The organism is Streptomyces sp. NPDC031426, assembly GCF_055581585.1.
This window is the reverse complement of record NZ_JBVIJE010000001.1, coordinates 255,394-275,364: the sequence shown is the minus strand read 5'-3', so window position 1 is coordinate 275,364 and position 19,971 is coordinate 255,394. Positions and strand designations below refer to the sequence as shown.

The following is a 19,971-nucleotide window of genomic DNA, read 5'->3' as shown; positions in this document are numbered from 1 at the left end:
CCCTGGAACTCTGCTCGGGTGCGCGGACACCTTCGGATGCTCAAGTCCGCGTCGGTGGAACGACGAGGACCGGGCAGCGGGCGTAGTGCAGCACTCCCTGGCTGACCGAGCCCAGCAGCATCCCCGTGAAGCCACCGTGCCCTCGTGTGCCCACGACCAGGCCCAGAGCGTCGGCGGAGGCGTCGGTGAGGGCCTGTACCGGATGCCCGACGGCCAGCTCGTGCCGCAGGTCCACGTCGGGATAGCGGGCTTGGCGGCCGGCCACGGTCTCCGAGAGCAGCCGCCGGGACTGCTGCTGGACTCCGTACTCGTCGAAGAACCGCAGCGGTCCGGGCTCCCAGACGTACAGTGCCCGCACCTGGGCACCGCGCAGCGAAGCCTCCTCGAACGCCAGGTCCAAGGCGGCGGTCGAGTGCTCGCTGCCGTCGACGCCGACGACGTAGAACCCGGGCTCCCCGGTGGCGTGCTCCGCTTCCGGGACGACCACCACGGGGCAGTGCGCCCGTGCCATCAGGGGCAGGGCGACCGCAGCGGAGCCGAACACCTCCTGCGCCCGGCTGAGGTGCTGCGAGCCCAGTACGACGGCCGTGGCGGTGCGGCTCTCCTCGCCCAGCACCCACACGGGGTCGCCTTCGGCGAGTACGGCGTCCACCTCGACCTCGGGATGCCGGTCCGCGACGAAGTCCACGGCCTCGGCGAGGACCTGTTTTCCGCTCCGGTGGAGCTCTTCGTTCCACCCCGCCCAGGACGGCGGGACCTCCGGCCTCCGTTGCCCCCTGGTCGGCACACCCTCGGCGCGGACCGGCCGCAGCGGCACTCGCCGGCGGGCCGCCTCGTCGGCCGCCCAGGCCAGCGCGGACTGTCGGGCGGGGTCCGTCTCCACACCGACCACGATCGGCCGGCGCTCGCTCGACCCGGACATGATCGCCTCCAGGCGGGAAGTCGCTTCGCCGCGGTGGCGCGGACCTGCTGCGGTTCTCGCCTCCGCCGTCCGATCCCATGCAAGGCGCGCGCCGTACCAGGTGCCAGGGGCCGTTGGTCCCTGCTTCGGGCAGGTCGGCCCGCCCGATCGCAGAGTCGGCAAAAGGGGCCTTGAGGACCCATGCCATGGGCTGTTCGGCCTCAGCACGGGAACCTCGGGCGCGGTGCACTGAAAGCAGGCGAAGACCGAGGAGGTACGGCCATGGGCGCACTCACCCGCAGGCAGCGGATCCCCTTCCCGGACATGCCGGAATGGTTCGAGACCATTCCGAGCAAGTTCGCGATGTCCTCCGTCCGGATCGAGGACTACACGGAGAACGACCGGTACGTCGTGCGTGCCGAGCTTCCGGGCATGTCCCCCGAGGACATCGACGTCGTCATCGGCGACGGGGTGCTCACGGTGAAGGCCGAGCGGACCGAGCGGGACGTGGACAAGAACCACAGCGAGATCCGGTACGGCGCGCTGAGCCGCAGCGTGACGCTGCCGACCGGCGCCGACGAGGACGACGTGACGGCCGACTACACCGACGGCATGCTGACCGTCAGCGTGGGCCTGGGCGCCGAGAAGGCGGAGGCCAAGCACGTCGAGATCCGGCACGGCAGCTGACGCACCGTTCACTCACCGGCGGGCTCGATGCGGGCACGCCGGTGCGTCGCGCTCCGCGGGCAGCCGGGCCGGCCCGCGCGTCTCAGCGGTGCGCCTCTCAGTGGTGCGGGCGTTCCCCGTTGCCCTGGGGCTCCAGGTGGGAGGCGAGGACAGCCGCCTGGACCCGGCGCTGGACTCCCAGCTTCGCCAGCATCCGCGAGATGTGGTTCTTGACGGTCTTCTCCGACAGGTACAGCCGCTTGCCGATCTCCCGGTTGGTGAGACCTTCGCCGATCAGGGCGAGGATGTCCCGTTCGCGGGGGGACAGGCTCGCCAGCTCGGACGGCAGCGCCGGGGTCTGCGCCGGGTCGGTGCGCAGGGAGCGCATCAGGCGGGCCGTGGTCGCCGGGTCGAGCATCGACTGTCCCGAGGCGACGGTACGCACGGCGGAGACCAGGTCCGAGCCCTTGATCTGTTTCAGCACATAGCCGGAGGCTCCGGCCATGATGGCGTCCAGCAGGGCGTCCTCGTCGTCGAATGAAGTCAGCATCAGACAGGCCAGCTCCGGCATCCGGCTGCGCAGCTCCCGGCAGACGGAGATGCCGTCGCCGTCCGGGAGCCGCACGTCGAGCACGGCGACATGCGGGTGGAGCGCGGGCCCGCGAGCGAGCGCGTGCGCGGCGGTGTCCGCGTCACCGACCACGGAGATGTCCGGTTCGGCGTCGAGCAGGTCGGCCAGGCCGCGTCGTACGACCTCATGGTCGTCCAGCAGGAACACCCGGATCGGGTTCTGCTCCGTGAAGGTGCGTGTCTCGGTCATGGCGACCTCTTGTTCCCCGGGTAGGACGGGCCGCGCGCTGCCCACGTGGCCGATCGTCCGTCCGGCGGTGCCGTACGGGCTAGGGCCGATCGGCCCTGGTCCCTCCCTGGTCGTCGCGCGCGAGGTCGAACTGCACGTCCACCACGCCTTCCACGGCCCGCACCAGGCGTGCGGCCACCGGGACCAGGGCGGTGTCGCGGATCCGGCCCGTCAGCGTGACGACTCCGTCGTGCACGTCCACCTGGATCGCCGAGGAGGGCGGCGGGAGGAGGTACGCGACGGTCTCGCGCCGGACCTCCTCGGCGATGGCGTCGTCGTCGCGCAGGAAGACCTTGAGCAGGTCGGCGCGGCTGACGATGCCCGCCAGCAGTCCGGCCTCGTCCACCACCGGCAGCCTCTTGACCCCCTCGCGCGCCATGGTGCGCGCGGCTTCGGCGAGGGTGGCGTTCGCCCGGACCGTGACGGCGGGCGACGACATGAGGTCCGCTGCGGTGAGGGCGCCCGCCTTCGCCATGTCGACCGGCCGGCGAAGCCGGAGGTAGCCGGTCTCCGGGTTGTCCCGCAGTTCCTCGGTGGGCAGCAGGTCGGCCTCGGAGACCACGCCGACCACCCGGCCCTCGCCCTCGATCACGGGCAGGGCGCTGACCTGCCAGTCCTGCATCAGCCGGACGATCTCCTTGAAGGGGGCGTGCCGCCCCACGGCGGCGACCGTGAGGGTCATGACATCGCTGACGATGTGCGGGGTGCCGTACATGGTGACCTCCGTGAGCCGTGCCGGCCGGTCCGTTCTCAGCATGTGCCGGTGCCCGGGACCCGGCCAGGGGCCACCCGTCCCCCAGGCGGGCCGTTCGGCTCCGCGGAAGTACTCAGGCAGGAAGTACACAGGGAGGTGTGCCGGTCCTCGGGGCCGGTCGGCCCCCTGCGGGGACGTGCGGCCTCTCACCCCGCCGGCGTGGCGGCGTCACGCTGGAAACCGGATCCTCGTCCCAGGAGGTGTTACGCGATGCCGGGAACGGTCACGGTAGGTCTCGACGGGTCGCCCGAGAGCAGGGCCGCTGCCGAATGGGCGGCGCGCGAAGCAGCGCTGCGCGGTCTGCCGCTGAAGATCGTCCATGTCTGGGAGCCGGCGCCCGAACCCGTGGCCCCGGCCCCGCTGCTCGGCGGCGAGACCCAGCAGCAGTGGACCGAGGAGGTTTCCCGTGAGGCCGCCGAGGGGCTGCGGCTGCGCCATCCGGGTGTCGAGGTGATCACCGACCGGTTCACCGCGAATCCGGCCCATGCCCTCACCGAGGCGGCGGATGCCGCCGAGCTGATGGTGCTGGGCTCGCGTGGCCTCGGCGGGCTCGCCGGTTTCATGGTCGGCTCGGTCAGCCTGGCCGTTCTCGCCCACGCCGAACGTCCTGTGGTGCTGGTCCGGGCCGGAGAGCAGGCCGCCGACGAACACAAGCCGGACCCCGTGGGCGTACCGTCCGCCGCGACCCCCTTCCGGCCCGTCGTCCTCGGCCTCGACATCGCCACCCCCGACGAGAGGCTGCTCGGGTTCGCCTTCGACGCCGCCGCCCGCCGAGGCGCGTCCCTCCGGGTCGTGCACGGCTGGAGCGAGCCGCCCACCTCCTTCTACCGCTTCTACGGTGACGCCGAGCTCTACGACGAGCTCGCCCGGGGGCAGGCCAAGGCCCTGACCGAGGTGCTGCGGTCCTGGCGGCAGAAGTTCCCGGACGTGGAAGTGATCGAGGCGAGCCGGTGCGGCGGCGCGGCGCAGGTTCTCGTCGACGCGTCCCGCGAGGCCTGCCTGGTCGTCGTGGGCCGGCGCGTCCGCACCAGCCCGCTGGGCGCCCATATCGGCCATGTCGCGCATGCCGTGCTGCATCACGTCGTGGCGCCGGTCGCCGTGGTTCCGCACGACTGATCCTCCGAGAGAGCGGTGAGCACGTTGGACCTTCCGATCGTCGTGGGCGTCGACGGTTCCGAGCCGAGCCTGCGGGCCGTCGACTGGGCGGCCGACGAGGCCGCCCTGCGCGGGGCCCCGCTCCGGCTGGTGTACGCCTCCCTGTGGGACCGCTACGAAGGCGCCCTGCTCGCGCAGGAACTCGACAAGCCGCTGGAGGAGGTGATGGCCCGGGATGTCGTCGGTGCCGCGGAGGAGCGCGCCCGACGCCGCGGGCCGCAGTTGAAGATCGCCACCGATGTGCTGCCCGAGGAGCCGGAGCACGGACTCGTACGGGAGAGCGACACCGCCCTCGCCATGGTGGTGGGGTGTCGTGGCCGCAGCGGCATGGCCGAGGCGCTGCTGGGTTCCGTCAGCCTCGCGGTCGCCGCGCACGCGCGGTGCCCGGTGATCGTCCTGCGCTGCAGCCCCGACGATCGGGCTCGCGCCGGCATCCGGGGACGGATCGCGCTCGGGGTGGGCGAGAGGGCGACCGGCTCGGCCGCCGTCCGGTTCGCCGTCGAGGAGGCGTCCATGCGCGGGGCTTCCCTGGAAGCCGTGCGGGCCTGGCGGCGCCCCGCGCACGCGAACACCGGCCCGGCGCACCTCACGGAGCAGCAGGCCGTCGAGTCGCTGAAGGAGGCCCTTCGCCACGCCCCCGCCGAGCTGCAGGTGGACCGCCGCACCGTCGAGGGCCATGCCCGCGACGCCCTGATCGCCGTCTCCCGTGAGGCCGACCTGCTCGTCGTCGGCGCCCGGCGCAGACACGGCCACTTCGGCCTCCAGCTCGGCCGCGTCGCCCACGGGGTCCTCCACCACGCGGCCTGCCCGGTGGCCGTCGTCCCGGAACCCGCCTGAGATTCCTGGGCCGTACACCGCCGCCGGTCCCGCTTTCGGCCGGTCACCGCCGCGATGGCGCAGGCGGGCCCTCAGCAGCCGTCCGACGTCCTCGCTTCCGGCCGTCGGTCCGGCTCACCCCGTCCTGTGCCCCCAGCGGGGCTCCACCAGATTCCACTCCCGGTCCCAGCGGGCCATGCGCCGCCGGTCGAGCCACGCCCGTCCGAGCGCTCCGGCCCCGTACACCGGGGCGGCGACGGCCAGGGCGGCCGCCGTGCCGAAGAGAGCGGCCTCGATCGCGCCCTCGGTGGGGTTCGCCGGCCTGGAGGGGGCGAGGCCGCCCTGGTCGTCCTCCCAGACCACCACTCCGGCACCGGCCTTCAGACCGCTGTCGACCAGCGTGTCACCGGTACGGGGAGTGCCGTCCGGGGCGGTCCAGCGCACCGGCGCCCGGACCAGGCCGCCTGCCGGCCAGGCGGCCGTGGCGCCGTACGGTGCGTCGGCGAGCAGCACGGCGCGAACGGGATGCCGGTGGGCGCGCTGTGCCGCGAACACATCCCCGGCAGCACGCGCCGTCACCACCCCGGCGACAGCCCCGCCGACCACGACCACGATCCAGACGGCCAGGACGAGCCAGGCCTCCACGACGTCCTCGCGTCGCCGCAGCGGACTGCTCCGCCAACGCCACAGCCCGGACTTCGCGTTCATCTCGCCGCTCAGCCCTGGGGCCCCGGCAGCGGCTGAGGGGGTCGTGCGTGCACCTCGAAGACGTCCCCCAGCCCGGTGACCCGCAGGATCCGGCGGAGGCTCGCGCTCTCGGTGATCAGCCGCAGTCGGCCCTGCCGGGCCAGCATCCGGTTGCGTGCGCGGCACAGAACCCCGAGTCCGGCGCAGTCGATGAACGTGACCGGTCGCAGGTCGAGCACCAGGTCGAGCTCGGGGCCGGTGGTGAGCGCGTCGAGCCGCAGCGAGAGCGCGGGGGCGGTCAGCGCATCGATCACGCCGTGCAGGGACACGACGGTTGCTCCGCCGGCCACGCGATGGGCCACGTGCACTTCATGTGCGGTGTGCTGCCCAGCGACGTGAGCCGTGTCGTTCTCGGACATGACACGAGCGAACCGGGCGGGCCGCACGGGGCGGTAGGGCCATCCGGCCCTGACTGCGGTCCGTACGGGACACTGCCGGGCCTCGTGGCGGCAGCGGACCGGTGGGCACCGTCCGGCCGCGCGGCGAGGGCCGGACGGCCCAAGCGGCACCGCTCCCCCACTCGCGAAGCTGAAGGTGCGGGCGGCCGTTCCGCCGTCGTGCCGGAACCACGATCCCGCGGCGGACGGACGAAGAGGCGACGAGGAGCTGTCATGAAGGGCTTCGTGTTCCACGGTCCGGGGCAGGCGACCTGGCAGGACGTCCCGGACCCCGCCATCAAGGAACCCACCGACGCCATCGTGCAGGTCGGCGCCGTGACCATCTGCGGGACGGACCTGCACATCCTCAAGGGCGACCTCCCCGAGGTCCGCTCCGGCACGGTGCTCGGGCACGAGGCGGTCGGCGAGATCGTCGAGGTCGGCAGCGACGTGCGCACGGTACGGCCGGGGGACCGGGTGCTGGTGTCCTGCATCACCTCGTGCGGCCGGTGCCGGTTCTGCCGGGACGGCTCCTACGGCCAGTGCCGGGGCGGCGGAGGATGGATCCTCGGCCATCTGGTCGACGGCACCCAGGCCGAGTACGTCCGCGTGCCCTGCGCCGACCTGTCCGTGCATGCGCTGCCCGCCACCGTGCCCAGCGAGGACGCCGTCCTGCTCGCGGACATCTTCCCGACCTCCTACGAGGTCGGTGTCCTCAACGGGCACGTGCGCCCGGGCGACACCGTCGCCATCGTCGGTGCCGGGCCCATCGGACTCGCGGCCGTCGCCACGGCGCGCCTGTTCTCCCCGGAACGGATCATCTCGGTCGACATGGCTCCGGCCCGGCTGGAGGCCGCCCGGCGGCTCGGTGCCGACGCCGTCGCCGACGCCCGCGAGGAACCCGGCCCACTGGTCGCCGATCTGACCGACGGGCTCGGCGCGGACGTGGTCATGGAGGCGGTGGGCGTCCCGGAGAGCTTCGAGCTGTGCACCCGCATGGTCCGTCCCGGCGGGCACGTGGCCAACATCGGGGTGCACGGCAGGCCCGCGACGCTGCACCTCGAAGACCTCTGGATCAAGAACGTGACCATCACGACCGGCCTGGTGGACACCTACTCCACACCCACTCTGCTGCGCATGGCCGCCGCGGGCCGGCTGCCGACCGGGCAACTGGTGACCCACACCTTCCCGCTGGACCACATGGAGGAGGCCTACGACGTCTTCGCCCAGGCTGCCGAGACCGGTGCGCTCAAGATCGTGCTCGGCGGGGAGCAGCACGCGGAAGTGGCCGTTCCGGCGGCATGACGGAGAAGGGACGTGACGGTCGCGTGCCGGCCCGTCCACGCGCGGCGATCGGTTGCCGGATCGCGCCTCCACCCCGGCCGAGAGGGGATACCGTGTGGAGAAACCCATCGGTTCATCGCCAGGTGCCGACGGGAACTGGAGGACCTGGTGGACGGTTCGGAGGAACCCCGCGTCAGACTGCCGCAGCTGAAGCTCGACGAGCTGCTCGAGGAGCTGCAGGCCCGGATCAACGCGGCGCGTGGCACGCAGAACCGGGTGCACAGTCTGCTGGAGGCCGTCCTCTCCGTCGGCCGGGAACTGGACGTGGAGCAGGTCCTGTACTCCATCGTGGAGGCGTCCGCGGCGCTCGTGGACGCCGAGTATGCCGCCCTCGGCGTCATCGGACCCGACGGCACCACGTTGTCCGCCTTCCACACGGTGGGCGTCACCGAGGAACAGATCGCCGCGATCGGCCCCTTTCCGGAGGGCCACGGCATCCTGGGCGAGCTGATCCGGCACCCGCATTCGCTGCGGATCCCGGAGATCTCCCGGCACCACGCCTCGTACGGCTTTCCGCCGGGCCATCCACCGATGAAGAGCTTCCTCGGTGTCCCGATCCGGGTCCGCGACCAGGTCTTCGGAAACCTGTACCTGACCGAGAAGCGCGGCGGCGTGGAGTTCGACGAGGAGGACGAGTCGGTGCTGTCCACGCTGGCCGTGGCCGCCGGGGTGGCCATCGACAACGCGCGCCTGTACGAGGACGCCCGGCTGCGCGAGCGATGGCAGCGGGCGAACGCGGAGATCGGCCACAGCCTGATGTCCGGCACCGACCGGGCCGAGTCGCTGGGGCTGATCGCCGAGCGTGCCCGGGAGATCTCGGGCTCGGCCCTGGCGGCGGTCGCCATGCCCATGGAGGGCACGAAGTCGCTCACCGTGGAGATCGCCGTCGGAGTGGACGCGGAGGCGCACCGGGGACTGGTGCTGCCCATGGACGCGAGCCTCATGGGGCTGGCGTACACCGCGACCGCCCCGGTCACCAGCAGCGACGTCATCCACGACGCCCGGATCACCCCCGAACCGCCGCGCTTCGAGGGGCTCGGTCCCGCCGTGGCCGTCCCGATCGGCACGGGTGAGCGCGGGGTACGTGGCGTGGTCCTGGTGGCCCGCGAAGCCGGCCGGCCTGTCTTCCTGCAGAAGGAGACCGAGTTGCTGCAGGGGTTCGCCGCCCAAGCCGCGATCGCGATGGAGCTGGCCGACCGCAGGCAGGACGCCCAGCAGATCGCGTTGCTGGAGGACCGCGACCGCATCGCCCGGGACCTGCACGACCTCGCCATCCAGCGGCTGTTCGCCACCGGGATGACCCTGCAGAGCGCGGGCCGTTTCATCGAACACCCCGAGGCCTCCGAACGGGTGCTGCGGGCCGTGGACGACCTCGACGAGACCATCAAGATCATCAGGTCCACGATCTTCGGGCTGCGGGCCCGCACGGGTACCGCCGGCAGCGGGCTGCGGGCGAGGGTCGTCCGCGCGGCCGGCGAGGCCGCCCCCGTCCTGGGCTTCGCCCCCAGTGTGCGCATGGAAGGCCTGGTCGACACCGATGTGCCGCCCGAGATCGCCGACCATATCGTGGCCGTGCTGACCGAGGCCCTCACCAACATCGCCCGGCACGCCCACGCCGACCGGGCCCAGGTGGCGCTGGCGGCCGACGGCCGCGAGGTGCGTCTGAGGGTCTCGGACAACGGCGTGGGCATCCCCTCCGGCGGCCGGCGCAGTGGGCTGCTGAACATGGCCGAACGGGCGGAGAACCTCGGCGGACGGCTCGACGTGACCAGCCCCGAGGAAGGCGGCACCGCACTCGACTGGCACGTCCCGCTGCCCGCCGATTAGGCCGCGACCGTCCTCGGTTCCCTCGCGGCGGAGCGCGCAGGGCCGACGGGGCCTGGGATCGGGACCACTCGGCCCATGCCGCGAGCGGATCCGCCGCCGCAGTCTGAAGGTGTCCGCGACGGCACCCACGCCTCTGGAGGACGCGCCATGAACGGCACTCCGGCCCTCGTGACCGACGTGATGACGCACCGGGTCGTCGCCCTGCGTGCGGGGGCGACCTTCAAGGACATCGTGAAGGTCATGCGGGAGTGGCAGGTCAGCGCACTGCCGGTGCTGGACGACGCCGGTCGTGTCGTCGGCGTCGTCTCCGAGGGCGATCTGCTGGCCAAGGAGGAGTACCGGGGCGGTGACATCGGCCGGTACGGGGAGGTTCGGTACCCCGCCGAGGTCCGTAAGGCGGACGCCGTGACCGCGGGCGAGCTGATGACCGCCCCGGCCGTCACCGTGGCGGCCGACGCGACACTCGCCCACGCCGCGCGCCTCATGGCGCGCACCAGGGTCAAGCGGCTGCCGGTCGTCGGCCCCGACGGCACTCTGCGTGGCATCGTCAGCCGCTCCGACCTGCTGAAGGTGTTTCTGCGGGACGACGAGGAGATCGCCGAGGAGGTCGGGCGCGAGGTCGTCGTACGCCTCTTCGGCCCGCGCGCCGCCACCGTCCGGGTGGAGGTGCGTGACGGTGTCGTCACGCTGGCCGGGCGGGTCCGTGAAACAGCCCTGGTGCCGGTCGCGGCGCGGCTCGCACGGGCGGTGGCGGGCGTGGTGGACGTGCACTGCGCACTGGCCGGACCGCCGCGCCGTCCGAACCTCGACCCCGACCTCCCCGAGACCGACAGGGTGCGCACGCCCTGACGGACCGGCCGCGCCACGCGGACGGCTGCATCTCTCAGTCGGCGCCGGCCGCGGTGAGCCTGCAGTCCACGCCCACGACTCCCTCCACGCCGCGCGCCAGACGTGCGGCGAGCGGAATCCGCGCGCCGTCCTGCACCCGTCCGGTCAGGGTCACGACGCCTTCGGTGACCATGACGTGGACCGGCTCGACCGGGGCGGGGAAGAGCGGGTCGACGACATCGCGCCGGATCTCGTCGGCCAGGTCGTTGTCCGGCCGCAGGAACACCTTCAGCAGGTCCCCTCGGCTGACCACGCCTTCCAGCACGCCCTCCGCGTTCACGACGGGCAGCCGCTTGACGTGCCGCAGCGCCATGATGCGTGCGGCCTCGGCCAGCGTGGCGTCGGCGTGCACGGTGACGGCCGGGGTGCTCATCACCTCGTCCGCGCACACTGCCCCCGCCTTGGCGAGGTCCGACAGCCGGCGCAGCTGTGTGAACCGGTCCGGATCGCTGTTCCGGAACTCCTCCTTGAGCAGCAGATCCGCCTCGGACACCACGCCGACCACCCGCCCGTCGCCCTCCAGCACCGGCAGGGCACTGACCTGCCACTGCTCCATGCGCTCGACGATCTCCTTGAACGGAGCCCTGCGGCCCACGGCGACGACGGCTCGCGTCATCACGTCGCTCACCCGGTGCGGGCTGCTGTCCATGGCGCTCTCCTCACAGGACCGGGGTCACGTCGGATCACCGCTGCCATAAGGGGCGTAGAGGTCGAGCAGCCGCACCCGGGAGGCATGCAGCCGTTGGGCGACCACCCGCCCCACCCAGACGGCGACCGCCCGGCCGAACTCGGGCTCCGCGGCGCAGGCCGCCCGCACGGTTCCGGCGTCGAACTCCCAGGCGCGCACCGGGCTCAGGGCCTCTGCGCCCAGGTGCCACAGGTACGGCGGGAAGTGCCAGGACCAGCCGACCAGTTCGCCCGGTCCGAGGGTCTCGATGAGGGCGGGCCGGCGGCCCGGTACATGCAGGTCGAGGGCGACGGTGCCGGTGCGCACGATCCAGAACCGGTCGGCGCGCCGGCCCTCCTCGAACAGGCGGGACCCGGCCTCGAAGGAGACCTCGTGCGGCAGGCGCATCAGCCGTTCGCGGTAGACGGGTTCCAGAGCCGCGCTCATGGTGGTGGTCATCGCACCGGCTCCCTTCGTGGCCTCTGCTCCCAGCGTGGTCGCGTCCGGCCGAGGCCGCCACGGGCCACTCGGGCCGGGCCTGGGGCCCTTCGGCCCCGAGCCGGACGTCTGCGCCGCGCGGGTGCGCGCTGGATCAGTCGCCGGACTTCGACCCCGCCGCCGTCTTCGAGTAGGCGTCGTGCCAGGCGGCCTTCGCTCCGGAGTCGCCGATCCGGTAGACGTCCACGACCGCTCCCACCGCGACGGCCAGCGAGAGCACGCCGACGACGATCCGTACCGGCAGGGCGGACCAGCGCGTGCCGCTGCCCCGTCCGGGCTCCGCGGAAGCACGCCGCCCCGCCCACCACACGGCCGCCGCCAGCACGAACAGGCCCAGGGCCCACGGCAGCAGTCCGTCGCCCAGCTCGGTGTGCCGGCGTACCAGGGCGTCGTCGTCCACGTGCCGTTCCAGCCACTCGCCGGCCTGCGTGGTCAACGGCACGCTGACCAGGGCCACGAAGGCGAGCACCGGGAGCAGGACGCCCAGCCGCCGGGCGGCGCGCGGCCAGAGCGCGGCCGTGACGAGGGCCAGCGCGGTGAGGGGTATCAGCACGACGACCACGTGCACGAAGAGGACATGGGCGGGCAGACCGTTTATCAGAGTCATCGAGGGGCTCCTGAGGGGGGTACGGGCGCGCGCCAGGCTGCCACAGCCACCTCTCAGCCAGCTCTCAGTCACCTGAGCCACTGAGTCGCTCGAGTCACCTGTGGAGGCGGTGCGCGTGCAGTGCCGCCGCGTACACGTCTGCCGTCGTCGCCGCGGCCGTGTCCCAGCCGAAGCGACGGGCATGCCGGGCCGCGCCCGCGCCCATCCGGGCGGAGAGGTGACCGGGGCGGTGGTCGGCCCAGGCCTGCGTCACGCCGTGGGTGAAGGCGCAGAGCTGGGCGGGAAGGTCCTCCTTGGCCAGACCTTCGTAGGGTCCGGCGGTCACGTGCCGTACGAGGACTCCGGGTGCCAGTTCGACGCTGGGCGGGAGTGCGGCGGAGGTGGCCCGCGTGAAGATCTCCACCTCGATGCCGACGGCGGCGAGGCGCTTGGCGAGCTCGACGATGTAGACGTTCATTCCGCCGGCGTCGCCGGTGCCCGGCTGGTGCAGCGGTGAAGTGTGCACGCTGAGCATCGCGATGCGCCGGGGTCGGCTGTGCGCGCCGGACCACCGCGGCCTCGGCGGGCGCCTGCGCGGCACGCTGCCTCGCTCGGTGACCACCTCAGCACTCGATGACGTTGACGGCGAGTCCGCCGCGGGCGGTCTCCTTGTACTTGACCTTCATGTCGGCGCCGGTCTCCTTCATGGTCTTGATGACCTTGTCGAGGGAGACGTGGTGGCGGCCGTCGCCACGCAGGGCCATCCGGGCGGCGGTCACGGCCTTGACCGCGGCCATGCCGTTGCGCTCGATGCACGGGATCTGCACCAGGCCGCCGACCGGGTCGCAGGTCAGGCCGAGGTTGTGCTCCATGCCGATCTCGGCGGCGTTCTCCACTTGTTCCGGGCTGCCGCCGAGCACCTCGGCGAGGCCGCCCGCCGCCATCGAGCAGGCGGAGCCGACCTCGCCCTGGCAGCCGACCTCGGCGCCGGAGATAGAGGCGTTCTCCTTGAAGAGCATGCCGATCGCGCCCGCGGCGAGGAGGAAGCGGACGATGCCGTCCTCGTCGGCGCCGGGGACGAAGTTGATGTAGTAGTGCAGGACCGCCGGGATGATGCCGGCCGCACCGTTCGTCGGGGCGGTCACCACCCGGCCGCCGGCGGCGTTCTCCTCGTTCACCGCCATCGCGTAGAGCGTCACCCACTCCATCGCCCGGCTCGCCGGGTCTCCCTCGCTGCGCAGCGCCCGGGCCGCGGCCGCGGCCCGCCGGCGGACCTTCAGACCGCCGGGGAGGATGCCCTCGCGGGACAGGCCGCGGGAGACGCAGCCGGCCATGACCCGCCAGATCTCCAGCAGTCCCGCGCGGATCTCGTCCTCGGTGCGCCAGGCCTTCTCGTTCTCCAGCATCAGCGCGGAGATGGACAGGCCGGTCTCGCGGGCGAGTCGCAGCAGTTCGTCGCCGGTGCGGAACGGGTGGGCCAAGTCGGTGTCGTCGGGCTTGATCCGGTCGGCCCCTACGGCGTCCTCGTCGACCACGAAGCCGCCGCCGACCGAGTAGTACGTCTTCTCCAGCAGCGGGAGACCGTCGGCGTCGTACGCGAAGAGGGTCATTCCGTTGGCGTGGTACGGCAGCGCGCGCCGGCGGTGCAGGATCAGCTGGGTCGAGGCGTCGAAGTCGATCTCGTGGGCGGTGCCGATCTCGGCACCGAGGAGGCGGATGCGCCCGGTGCCGCGGGTCCGCTCCACGTCCAGCTCGGCCTGGATGACGTCGACCGTCTGCGGTTCGTTGCCCTCCAGGCCGAGCAGGACGGCCTTGGGGGTGCCGTGGCCGTGGCCGGTGGCACCGAGGGAGCCGAACAGCTCCGCTCGTACCGCGGCGGTCTGGGCCAGTACGCCGTCCTTCTTCAGCCGGGCGGCGAACATCGCGGCGGCGCGCATCGGGCCGACGGTGTGCGAGCTGGACGGGCCGATGCCGATGGAGAACAGGTCGAAGACGCTGATTGCCACGCCATACTCCGTGGGATGGGCGGAGCGTGCCGGGCATGTGCTGGCACGCTCCTGGGGCGGGGTCATGGGTTGGGAAGTCGGCCCACGGAACTCATGAGGTGGCGGGCACGGCGGCGGGGGCGAGGGTGCGGCGGAGCCGGTTGAACAGTTTCGGCTGGTTCAGGGAGAGCACCGCGACCGGCGTGTCCTCGCGCCGGTAGACGGCGGTGAAGGAACGGCTGTCCAGGTCGCCGTCGACGACCTGGGGCTCTGCGCCGGGAGCGACGTGTCCGGCGAGCTGGATGCGCACCTGGTACTGGTCGGACCAGAAGTACGGCGCGGTGACCGGGGCGGGGGCCGACACGCCGGAGAGCAGCGTGCGGGCGGCGGTCGTGGCCTGCTCCGTGGCGTTGCTCCAGTGCTCGATGCGGGCGTGCCGCCCGGTGAACGGGTTGGGGCAGCGGGCGACGTCTCCGACGGCGACCACGCCCGGGACGCCGGTGGCGCAGCCGGCGTCGCACACCACGCCGTCGTCGACCTGGACGCCGGAACCGGCGAGCCAGTCGGTGGCGGGCCGTACGCCCACCCCGACCACGACGACGTCGGCGGGCAGCACGCGCCCGTCCGTCAGCCGGACGCCGGTCACCCGGCCGTTGCCGGTGAGTCCCGCCACACCGGTTCCGCACAGCAGACCGACCCCGTGGTCGCTGTGGAGCGAGGAGCACACGAGCCCCATCTCGCGGCCCAGTTGGCGTTCCAGCGGCACGTTCAGCGCCTCGACGACGGTGACGTGGAGCCCGAGCCGGTGGGCGGTGGAGGCCACCTCGGCGCCGATGAAGCCGGCGCCGATGACGACGACGCGGGGCAGACCGTTCAGCAGCTCGGTGCGCAGGGCCTGGGCGTCGTCCAGGGTGCGCAGCGTGTGGACGCCGGCCAGTCCCTCCGTGCCCGGGAGCGTCCGGGGAGCGGCGCCGGTGGCGATGACGACGCCTTCGGTGCGCACATGCCGCCCTCCGGCCAGAATGACGGTCCGGGCGGCGGGGTCGAGTCGCACGGCGCGCTCGCCGAGCAGCCACTGCACGTCGAGGTCCTCGTATTCGTCCGCGTCGCCGAGCGCGAGCGCGTCGGCGTCGAGATCGCCCTTGAGGAAGTCCTTTGACAGCGGCGGGCGGTCGTAGGGGGCGTGCCGCTCCTCCCCGACGACGACGATCTCGCCGTCGTAGCCCTGTGCGCGCAGCGCGCGGACCGTGCTCAGGCCTGCCAGCGACGCGCCGACGACGGTGATGCTCCTCATGCGGGCTCCCCGAGGAAAGTGTCAAGCGTCTCGAATGACACAACAACAATCGCTATACGCAACATGCTTTCTGCGCCTTCGGGCCACTGTCAAGGGGACGGGATGCACCAGTGGCCCATGGTGAAGAAAATTGCGCAATGCGCAACAGCGTTGCATGCCACAACGGGCGAGGGCCCGATGGACGGGCGGAACCCGGGTGGGCGGGGTCAGCGGGCGGGCCGGGCGAGCCTGTCCTGCAGCCAGGCGTGGAAGGCGCCGATGTGGTGCTCGCTGGGCACCAGGACGCCGCCCTTGGCATAGGCCCGCGAGCTCATGCCCGGCTGCGTTCGCTCACACGCGTCGAAGTCCTGCTGGTTGACGCGGTGGAACAGCTCCACCGAGCGGTCCACGTCCGTGCCGCGCCCTTGAGGAAGCGGCCGGGCAGGGTGGGGAGCCGCGGACGCAGGTACGCGGCCATGGCCGCGATCTCCTCCGCATGGATCTCCCGGTCGAGAGTGTCGGGGTCGCCTTCCACAGCGCCTTCTCGGCCGGGTGCAGCAGGACGGGGCCCCGGTCCGGGCGGCTGGCTCCGGAACGACGTTCACGTGGTCGTTGTGGGCACGGTGCAGACGACGGCGACCAGGCGCCGCCCTGCTCCCGCGTTCACCATTCTTGTTGCGTAATGTGCGATACGCTTCACCATGAGCAACAGTCACACTGTCATGCCTCTGGGTGACCAGTGTCAAGGGGTCGGCCCGGCCGACTTCGTCCGTGCGGGAGAGCGCGCGGCCGGCGCGGGGAACGCGTACAGCCGGCCGCCCCGAGGGGACGGCCGGCTGCAGGTCGGGCGGTTCGGCGCGCCTACGCCGTCAGGATCGCTCCAGGTCGCGGTCCCGGTCGGCCGTCGCAGGCCGGGCGCTGCCGGGCACGGCGCCGGTCGCTGCGCCTACAGCGGGGAGGAGCTCGAAAGGGGGCTGAACGCGGTGGCAGCGCCCGTCGTCGCGCTCGACGGGCAGCTGGTGGCCGTGCTCAGCGCGTCGAGGCCGCCCTTCCGGCTGAACGTGCGGCGACTGCGGGAGGTCGTCGCTCTGGTGCGGACCGCGGCCCAGGGCATCTCCGGCCGGCTCGGCCACCTCGACCGCCCCTGAGGCCGATTGTTGCGCATGGCGCATCTTCATGCACCTTTGAGAACACGCCTCTTGACCGGTCGCCTTCCACATCGGACGATGTTGCGCATCACTCTCATCGTTGCGTAATGCGCACTACGGAGGATGCCATGTCCCCTCGCCCGCAGCCCGGCCGCGAGTTCGTCCTCACCCTCTCGTGCCCCGACCGGGCCGGCCTCGTCCACGCGGTGACCAGCTTTCTCGTGAGCCACTCAGGCAACATCCTGGAAAGCCAGCAGTTCGACGACCGCCTGCAGGACCGCTTCTTCATGCGGATGCACTTCGAGGTCTCGCATCCGGCCACGTCCCTGGAGCAACTGCGCACCGACTTCGGCCCGGTCGCCGAGGCGTACCGGATCACCTGGCAACTGCACGACGCCTCGACGCCGACCCGCACGCTGATCATGGTGTCGAAGTTCGGCCACTGCCTGAACGACCTGCTCTTCCGCCAGTCCACGGGCTCGCTCAACATCGAGATCCCGGCGATCGTCTCCAACCACCGCGACTTCGAGCCGCTGGCCCACAACTACGGCATCCCCTTCCACCACATCCCGGTGACCCGGGAGACCAAGGCCGAGGCCGAGGCCCGGCTGCTGGAGCTCGTCGGCGAACTCGGCATCGACCTGGTGGTGCTCGCCCGCTACATGCAGATCCTCTCCGACGACCTGTGCAAGCGGCTCGACGGCCGGGCCATCAACATCCACCACTCCTTCCTGCCGAGCTTCAAGGGCGCCCGGCCGTACGTGCAGGCGCACCAGCGCGGGGTCAAGCTCGTCGGAGCCACCGCGCACTACGTCACCCCCGACCTCGACGAGGGCCCGATCATCGAGCAGGACGTCGTCCGGGTGAACCACTCCCACACCCCGGACGAGCTGGTCACCATGGGCCGCGATGTCGAGGCCCGGGTCCTGTCGCGCGCCGTGCAGTGGCACAGCGAGAGCCGGGTGCTGACCAACGGCAACTGCACGGTCGTCTTCCGCTGACACCGCCGGTCGCACGACCCGCCGGACCCACCGACGACGACGGCTCCCCGGCCCGGGGAGCCGTCGTATACCCTCCCTCTGCGAACCGCGGGACCCGGCGGCCGGCAATGCGTATAGTTGCGCTATGAGCAACTACACCGCAGATGGCGAAACGTCAGCTCCGGCGGTGAGCGGGGTGCAGTCCGTCGACCGCGCCGTCAGCGTCCTGGAGATCCTCGCCCAGCGCGGGGAGGCGGGGGTCAGCGAGGTCGCCGCCGAGATCGACGTCCACAAGTCGACCGCGTTCCGCCTGCTCGGGGCGCTGGAGGCGCGCGGTCTCGTGGAGCAGGCGGGCGAGCGCGGCAAGTACCGGCTCGGCTTCGGGATCGTGCGCCTGGCCGGCGCGGTCACGGGACGCCTCGACATCACCCAGCAGGGCCGGGAGGTGTGCGAGCGGCTCAGCGAGGAGATCGGCGAGACCGTCAACATCGCCGTCCTGCAGGAGCACTACGCCGTCAACCTGTACCAGGTGCGCGGCCCGGGCGCCGTCGGCACCCACAACTGGGTCGGGCAGCTCACCCCGGTGCACGCCACGTCCAGCGGCAAGATCCTGCTCGCACACCTGTCGGCGAACCAGCGTGCCGAGGTACTCGCCGCCTCAGGGCTGCAGAAGCTCACCCCCCACACCCTGACCGCCAGGACGAAGCTGGAGAAGAACCTCACCGAGGCCCGGGAACGCGGGTACGCGGTGACGCTGGAGGAGCTGGAGGTCGGGCTGCACGCCATGGCGGCCCCGATCCGTTCCCACCACGGCGAGGTCGTCGCCGCCCTCAGCGCCTCCGGTCCCGCGTACCGCTTCACCGAGGAACGCATGCACCAGCTGGCACCGCTGCTGCTCAAGGGCGCGGAGGAGATCAGCCACCGGATGGGGTACGTGGGCTGAGTCGCAACGTCGACGCGCCGAGGAACCGCCCTCACGCGCCCAGGCGTTGCAAGGGCGGCGGCGCAGCGGCCGGCGCCTCGGCGCCCCAGCGGGCCGTCACCCGCACCGCGTCGAGGGTGGCGCCCACGTCGTGCACACGCAGGCACCAGACGCCCTGCGCGGCGGCGAGCACGGACACCGCGGTGGTCGCGGCGTCCCGCAACGGCGCCGGGCGCGGCCGTCCCGTCGCCGGATCGGCCAGCACCTGCCCCAGGAACGACTTGCGGGAGGCGCCCACGAGCACGGGACGGCCCAGCGCGCGGACCTCCCCCAGCCGGGCCAGTAGCGCCCAGTTGTGCCCGGGCTCCTTGGCAAAGCCCAGCCCCGGATCGACGATCAGGCGGCCGGGCGGGACTCCCGCCTCCAGCGCGGCGTCGATCCTCAGGCGCAGCTCGTCGACCACGTCGGTGACGACGTCGTCGTAGCGTGCGTTCGCCTGCATGCCGGCGGAGTGGCCGCGCCAGTGCATCAGCACGTACGGCGTGTTCGCCCGGGCCATCAGCGGCAGCATCGCCGGGTCGGCGAGTCCGCCCGAGACGTCGTTGACCATCCGCGCACCGGCGTCGAGGGCGTGTGCGGCGACCTCGGCCCGCATGGTGTCGACGCTGACGACCGCGCCCGTGGCCGCGAGTTCCCGGACGACGGGCAGGACGCGCCGCAGCTCCTCCTCGACCGGTGGGCGAGCCGCGCCGGGGCGGGTCGACTCGCCGCCCACGTCCACGATGTCGGCTCCCTGGTCCAGCAGGGCGAGTCCGTGCGCGACGGCAGCCTCCGGGGCGAACGAGCGCCCGCCGTCCGAGAACGAGTCCGGCGTGACGTTCACGACGCCCATGACCAGCGTACGGCCGGGCCGTGGCAACCCGTACGGATGGACGTCCGGGCTGCCAGGACGGGTTGAGATGGCACAGGCCCCGGCGGCGGTCACGGGGACCCCCTCCTGCGCGCCGCCGCCCCGGCGAGCGCGGCGCCGTGGACCGCCACGTTGCTCACGCACCGCCTCCGCTGAGCGCGACGCCTCCGAGCCGGGCGGCGACGCAGGACGGCGGAAGGTTCGGCGGGGCGTCGGAGAGCTTGACGTAGATCATGCCGTCCTCGACGAGGACCTGGTGGGTGCGCACGGGGAGCCGGGCCGGCGGAGCGTCCACGCCGCCGGTGCGCAGGTCGAACTTCGAAGCGTGCAGCGGACATTCGACCTCGCACCCCTCCAGCCAGCCGTCTGCCAGCGAGGCGTCCTGGTGGGTGCAGGTGTCGTCGATCGCGTAGACCTCGCCGTCCTCGGTGTGGAACACGGCGACGGGCGGGTCGTTCTCGAGCCGGAACGCCTCGCCTCGGGGCAGATCGGCGATGGGGCACACGGGAATCATCGGGACCACCTCGGTGCGTATTACAAAACTTAATGCGCTTAGCGCAACGTCAGTCTGAGGTCGGCCCCCATCGTTGTCAAGAAGTCGCCCGGGCTTTCACGGGAGTTCGCCGTCAGGTCGCGACTGGAAAGGCGGTGCCGGGCCGACCGTCCGC

The 19,971-nt window shown here is 72.4% G+C and carries 22 protein-coding genes and 1 pseudogene; 9 read left to right on the top strand and 14 right to left on the bottom strand.

From position 1 onward, the window contains the following. Positions 1 to 40 precede the first annotated feature (40 nt). The gene (locus tag ACZ5NH_RS01380) at positions 41 to 922 is read right to left on the bottom strand and encodes a universal stress protein (RefSeq protein WP_468772308.1); all 882 of its coding nucleotides are present in this window, start codon (positions 920 to 922) and stop codon (positions 41 to 43) included. A 261-nt stretch (positions 923 to 1,183) separates the two neighbouring features. Here ACZ5NH_RS01380 and ACZ5NH_RS01375 point away from each other — a divergent pair, with 261 nt between their 5' ends. Then, entirely contained in the window at positions 1,184 to 1,588 is a 405-nt protein-coding gene (locus ACZ5NH_RS01375; RefSeq protein ID WP_388629942.1) for an Hsp20/alpha crystallin family protein, read from the top strand. A gap of 97 nt (positions 1,589 to 1,685) precedes the next feature. On the opposite strand, the gene ACZ5NH_RS01370 is transcribed toward ACZ5NH_RS01375, so the two are convergent. Together ACZ5NH_RS01370 and ACZ5NH_RS01365 are read right to left on the bottom strand one after the other, a co-directional pair. Further along, a complete protein-coding gene (locus tag ACZ5NH_RS01370) occupies positions 1,686 to 2,387 on the bottom strand; it encodes a response regulator (protein ID WP_451556923.1) in 702 nt (233 codons plus the stop codon). Between the two features lie 79 nt (positions 2,388 to 2,466). Beyond that, positions 2,467 to 3,141, bottom strand: a complete 675-nt coding sequence (locus tag ACZ5NH_RS01365) for a CBS domain-containing protein (protein ID WP_468772663.1) — start codon at positions 3,139 to 3,141, stop codon at positions 2,467 to 2,469. A gap of 249 nt (positions 3,142 to 3,390) precedes the next feature. Between ACZ5NH_RS01365 and ACZ5NH_RS01360 the strand changes: the two genes are divergently transcribed. Continuing rightward, positions 3,391 to 4,296, top strand: coding sequence for a universal stress protein (locus tag ACZ5NH_RS01360; protein WP_468772306.1), 906 nt, complete (start codon positions 3,391 to 3,393; stop codon positions 4,294 to 4,296). A gap of 24 nt (positions 4,297 to 4,320) precedes the next feature. After that, positions 4,321 to 5,172, top strand: coding sequence for a universal stress protein (locus tag ACZ5NH_RS01355; protein WP_468772661.1), 852 nt, complete (start codon positions 4,321 to 4,323; stop codon positions 5,170 to 5,172). Between the two features lie 114 nt (positions 5,173 to 5,286). On the opposite strand, the gene ACZ5NH_RS01350 is transcribed toward ACZ5NH_RS01355, so the two are convergent. Beyond that, positions 5,287 to 5,859, bottom strand: a complete 573-nt coding sequence (locus ACZ5NH_RS01350; protein ID WP_468772305.1) for an Rv1733c family protein — start codon at positions 5,857 to 5,859, stop codon at positions 5,287 to 5,289. 8 nt (positions 5,860 to 5,867) lie between these two features. Next, positions 5,868 to 6,257 carry an STAS domain-containing protein gene (locus ACZ5NH_RS01345; RefSeq protein ID WP_468772304.1) on the bottom strand — a complete coding sequence of 130 codons (390 nt, stop codon included), beginning with the start codon at positions 6,255 to 6,257 and terminating at the stop codon, positions 5,868 to 5,870. Positions 6,258 to 6,509: 252 nt separating this feature from the next. Here ACZ5NH_RS01345 and ACZ5NH_RS01340 point away from each other — a divergent pair, with 252 nt between their 5' ends. The 3 genes from ACZ5NH_RS01340 (at position 6,510) to ACZ5NH_RS01330 (ending at position 10,295) form a co-directional block, all read left to right on the top strand. Beyond that, positions 6,510 to 7,580: a zinc-dependent alcohol dehydrogenase family protein gene (locus tag ACZ5NH_RS01340; protein ID WP_468772302.1), complete on the top strand. Its 1,071-nt coding sequence runs from the start codon at positions 6,510 to 6,512 to the stop codon at positions 7,578 to 7,580. Positions 7,581 to 7,727: 147 nt separating this feature from the next. After that, a complete protein-coding gene (locus ACZ5NH_RS01335; RefSeq protein ID WP_468772301.1) occupies positions 7,728 to 9,446 on the top strand; it encodes a sensor histidine kinase in 1,719 nt (572 codons plus the stop codon). A 147-nt stretch (positions 9,447 to 9,593) separates the two neighbouring features. Further along, positions 9,594 to 10,295: a CBS domain-containing protein gene (locus ACZ5NH_RS01330; RefSeq protein WP_468772299.1), complete on the top strand. Its 702-nt coding sequence runs from the start codon at positions 9,594 to 9,596 to the stop codon at positions 10,293 to 10,295. Between the two features lie 34 nt (positions 10,296 to 10,329). On the opposite strand, the gene ACZ5NH_RS01325 is transcribed toward ACZ5NH_RS01330, so the two are convergent. The 7 genes and pseudogenes from ACZ5NH_RS01325 to ACZ5NH_RS01295 form a co-directional block, all read right to left on the bottom strand. Continuing rightward, a complete protein-coding gene (locus tag ACZ5NH_RS01325; RefSeq protein ID WP_468772297.1) occupies positions 10,330 to 10,983 on the bottom strand; it encodes a CBS domain-containing protein in 654 nt (217 codons plus the stop codon). A 24-nt stretch (positions 10,984 to 11,007) separates the two neighbouring features. Continuing rightward, entirely contained in the window at positions 11,008 to 11,460 is a 453-nt protein-coding gene (locus tag ACZ5NH_RS01320; protein ID WP_468772295.1) for a Crp/Fnr family transcriptional regulator, read from the bottom strand. Between the two features lie 133 nt (positions 11,461 to 11,593). Next, complete coding sequence (locus tag ACZ5NH_RS01315; RefSeq protein WP_451555688.1) at positions 11,594 to 12,106, bottom strand: DUF2231 domain-containing protein; 513 nt, start codon at positions 12,104 to 12,106, stop codon at positions 11,594 to 11,596. 94 nt (positions 12,107 to 12,200) lie between these two features. Next, on the bottom strand, positions 12,201 to 12,686 hold the full coding sequence (locus tag ACZ5NH_RS01310; RefSeq protein ID WP_468772660.1) for a glycosyltransferase: 486 nt from the start codon (positions 12,684 to 12,686) through the stop codon (positions 12,201 to 12,203). A gap of 22 nt (positions 12,687 to 12,708) precedes the next feature. Further along, positions 12,709 to 14,091, bottom strand: coding sequence for an L-serine ammonia-lyase (locus ACZ5NH_RS01305; RefSeq protein ID WP_468772293.1), 1,383 nt, complete (start codon positions 14,089 to 14,091; stop codon positions 12,709 to 12,711). 91 nt (positions 14,092 to 14,182) lie between these two features. Further along, positions 14,183 to 15,364: an NAD(P)/FAD-dependent oxidoreductase gene (locus ACZ5NH_RS01300; protein WP_468772291.1), complete on the bottom strand. Its 1,182-nt coding sequence runs from the start codon at positions 15,362 to 15,364 to the stop codon at positions 14,183 to 14,185. A 206-nt stretch (positions 15,365 to 15,570) separates the two neighbouring features. Further along, positions 15,571 to 15,762, bottom strand: a pseudogene (locus ACZ5NH_RS01295) (SRPBCC family protein); the annotation flags it as partial. Positions 15,763 to 16,044: 282 nt separating this feature from the next. Between ACZ5NH_RS01295 and ACZ5NH_RS01290 the strand changes: the two are divergent. The 3 genes from ACZ5NH_RS01290 (at position 16,045) to ACZ5NH_RS01280 (ending at position 18,414) form a co-directional block, all read left to right on the top strand. Continuing rightward, positions 16,045 to 16,491, top strand: a complete 447-nt coding sequence (locus ACZ5NH_RS01290) for an IclR family transcriptional regulator domain-containing protein (protein ID WP_468772289.1) — start codon at positions 16,045 to 16,047, stop codon at positions 16,489 to 16,491. 128 nt (positions 16,492 to 16,619) lie between these two features. Then, the gene (purU, locus tag ACZ5NH_RS01285; protein ID WP_388629905.1) at positions 16,620 to 17,492 is read left to right on the top strand and encodes a formyltetrahydrofolate deformylase; all 873 of its coding nucleotides are present in this window, start codon (positions 16,620 to 16,622) and stop codon (positions 17,490 to 17,492) included. 124 nt (positions 17,493 to 17,616) lie between these two features. Continuing rightward, complete coding sequence (locus ACZ5NH_RS01280; RefSeq protein WP_468772287.1) at positions 17,617 to 18,414, top strand: IclR family transcriptional regulator; 798 nt, start codon at positions 17,617 to 17,619, stop codon at positions 18,412 to 18,414. A gap of 31 nt (positions 18,415 to 18,445) precedes the next feature. Here the strand turns inward: ACZ5NH_RS01280 and folP are convergent, their stop codons facing one another. Further along, the gene (folP, locus tag ACZ5NH_RS01275) at positions 18,446 to 19,285 is read right to left on the bottom strand and encodes a dihydropteroate synthase (RefSeq protein ID WP_468772286.1); all 840 of its coding nucleotides are present in this window, start codon (positions 19,283 to 19,285) and stop codon (positions 18,446 to 18,448) included. Between the two features lie 154 nt (positions 19,286 to 19,439). Beyond that, positions 19,440 to 19,817, bottom strand: a complete 378-nt coding sequence (locus ACZ5NH_RS01270; protein ID WP_468772284.1) for a bifunctional 3-phenylpropionate/cinnamic acid dioxygenase ferredoxin subunit — start codon at positions 19,815 to 19,817, stop codon at positions 19,440 to 19,442. Positions 19,818 to 19,971: the final 154 nt, after the last annotated feature.

Excerpts from the sequence above, each read along its gene's own strand:
- ACZ5NH_RS01380 (WP_468772308.1), bottom strand. The coding sequence starts at position 922 with ATGTCCGGGTCGAGCGAGCGCCGGCCGATCGTGGTCGGTGTGGAGACG.
- ACZ5NH_RS01375 (WP_388629942.1), top strand. The coding sequence starts at position 1,184 with ATGGGCGCACTCACCCGCAGGCAGCGGATCCCCTTCCCGGACATGCCG.
- ACZ5NH_RS01370 (WP_451556923.1), bottom strand. The coding sequence starts at position 2,387 with ATGACCGAGACACGCACCTTCACGGAGCAGAACCCGATCCGGGTGTTC.
- ACZ5NH_RS01365 (WP_468772663.1), bottom strand. The coding sequence starts at position 3,141 with ATGTACGGCACCCCGCACATCGTCAGCGATGTCATGACCCTCACGGTC.
- ACZ5NH_RS01360 (WP_468772306.1), top strand. The coding sequence starts at position 3,391 with ATGCCGGGAACGGTCACGGTAGGTCTCGACGGGTCGCCCGAGAGCAGG.
- ACZ5NH_RS01350 (WP_468772305.1), bottom strand. The coding sequence starts at position 5,859 with ATGAACGCGAAGTCCGGGCTGTGGCGTTGGCGGAGCAGTCCGCTGCGG.
- ACZ5NH_RS01345 (WP_468772304.1), bottom strand. The coding sequence starts at position 6,257 with ATGTCCGAGAACGACACGGCTCACGTCGCTGGGCAGCACACCGCACAT.
- ACZ5NH_RS01340 (WP_468772302.1), top strand. The coding sequence starts at position 6,510 with ATGAAGGGCTTCGTGTTCCACGGTCCGGGGCAGGCGACCTGGCAGGAC.
- ACZ5NH_RS01330 (WP_468772299.1), top strand. The coding sequence starts at position 9,594 with ATGAACGGCACTCCGGCCCTCGTGACCGACGTGATGACGCACCGGGTC.
- ACZ5NH_RS01325 (WP_468772297.1), bottom strand. The coding sequence starts at position 10,983 with ATGGACAGCAGCCCGCACCGGGTGAGCGACGTGATGACGCGAGCCGTC.
- ACZ5NH_RS01320 (WP_468772295.1), bottom strand. The coding sequence starts at position 11,460 with ATGACCACCACCATGAGCGCGGCTCTGGAACCCGTCTACCGCGAACGG.
- ACZ5NH_RS01315 (WP_451555688.1), bottom strand. The coding sequence starts at position 12,106 with ATGACTCTGATAAACGGTCTGCCCGCCCATGTCCTCTTCGTGCACGTG.
- ACZ5NH_RS01300 (WP_468772291.1), bottom strand. The coding sequence starts at position 15,364 with ATGAGGAGCATCACCGTCGTCGGCGCGTCGCTGGCAGGCCTGAGCACG.
- ACZ5NH_RS01290 (WP_468772289.1), top strand. The coding sequence starts at position 16,045 with ATGAGCAACAGTCACACTGTCATGCCTCTGGGTGACCAGTGTCAAGGG.
- purU (WP_388629905.1), top strand. The coding sequence starts at position 16,620 with ATGTCCCCTCGCCCGCAGCCCGGCCGCGAGTTCGTCCTCACCCTCTCG.
- ACZ5NH_RS01280 (WP_468772287.1), top strand. The coding sequence starts at position 17,617 with ATGAGCAACTACACCGCAGATGGCGAAACGTCAGCTCCGGCGGTGAGC.
- folP (WP_468772286.1), bottom strand. The coding sequence starts at position 19,285 with ATGGGCGTCGTGAACGTCACGCCGGACTCGTTCTCGGACGGCGGGCGC.
- ACZ5NH_RS01270 (WP_468772284.1), bottom strand. The coding sequence starts at position 19,817 with ATGATTCCCGTGTGCCCCATCGCCGATCTGCCCCGAGGCGAGGCGTTC.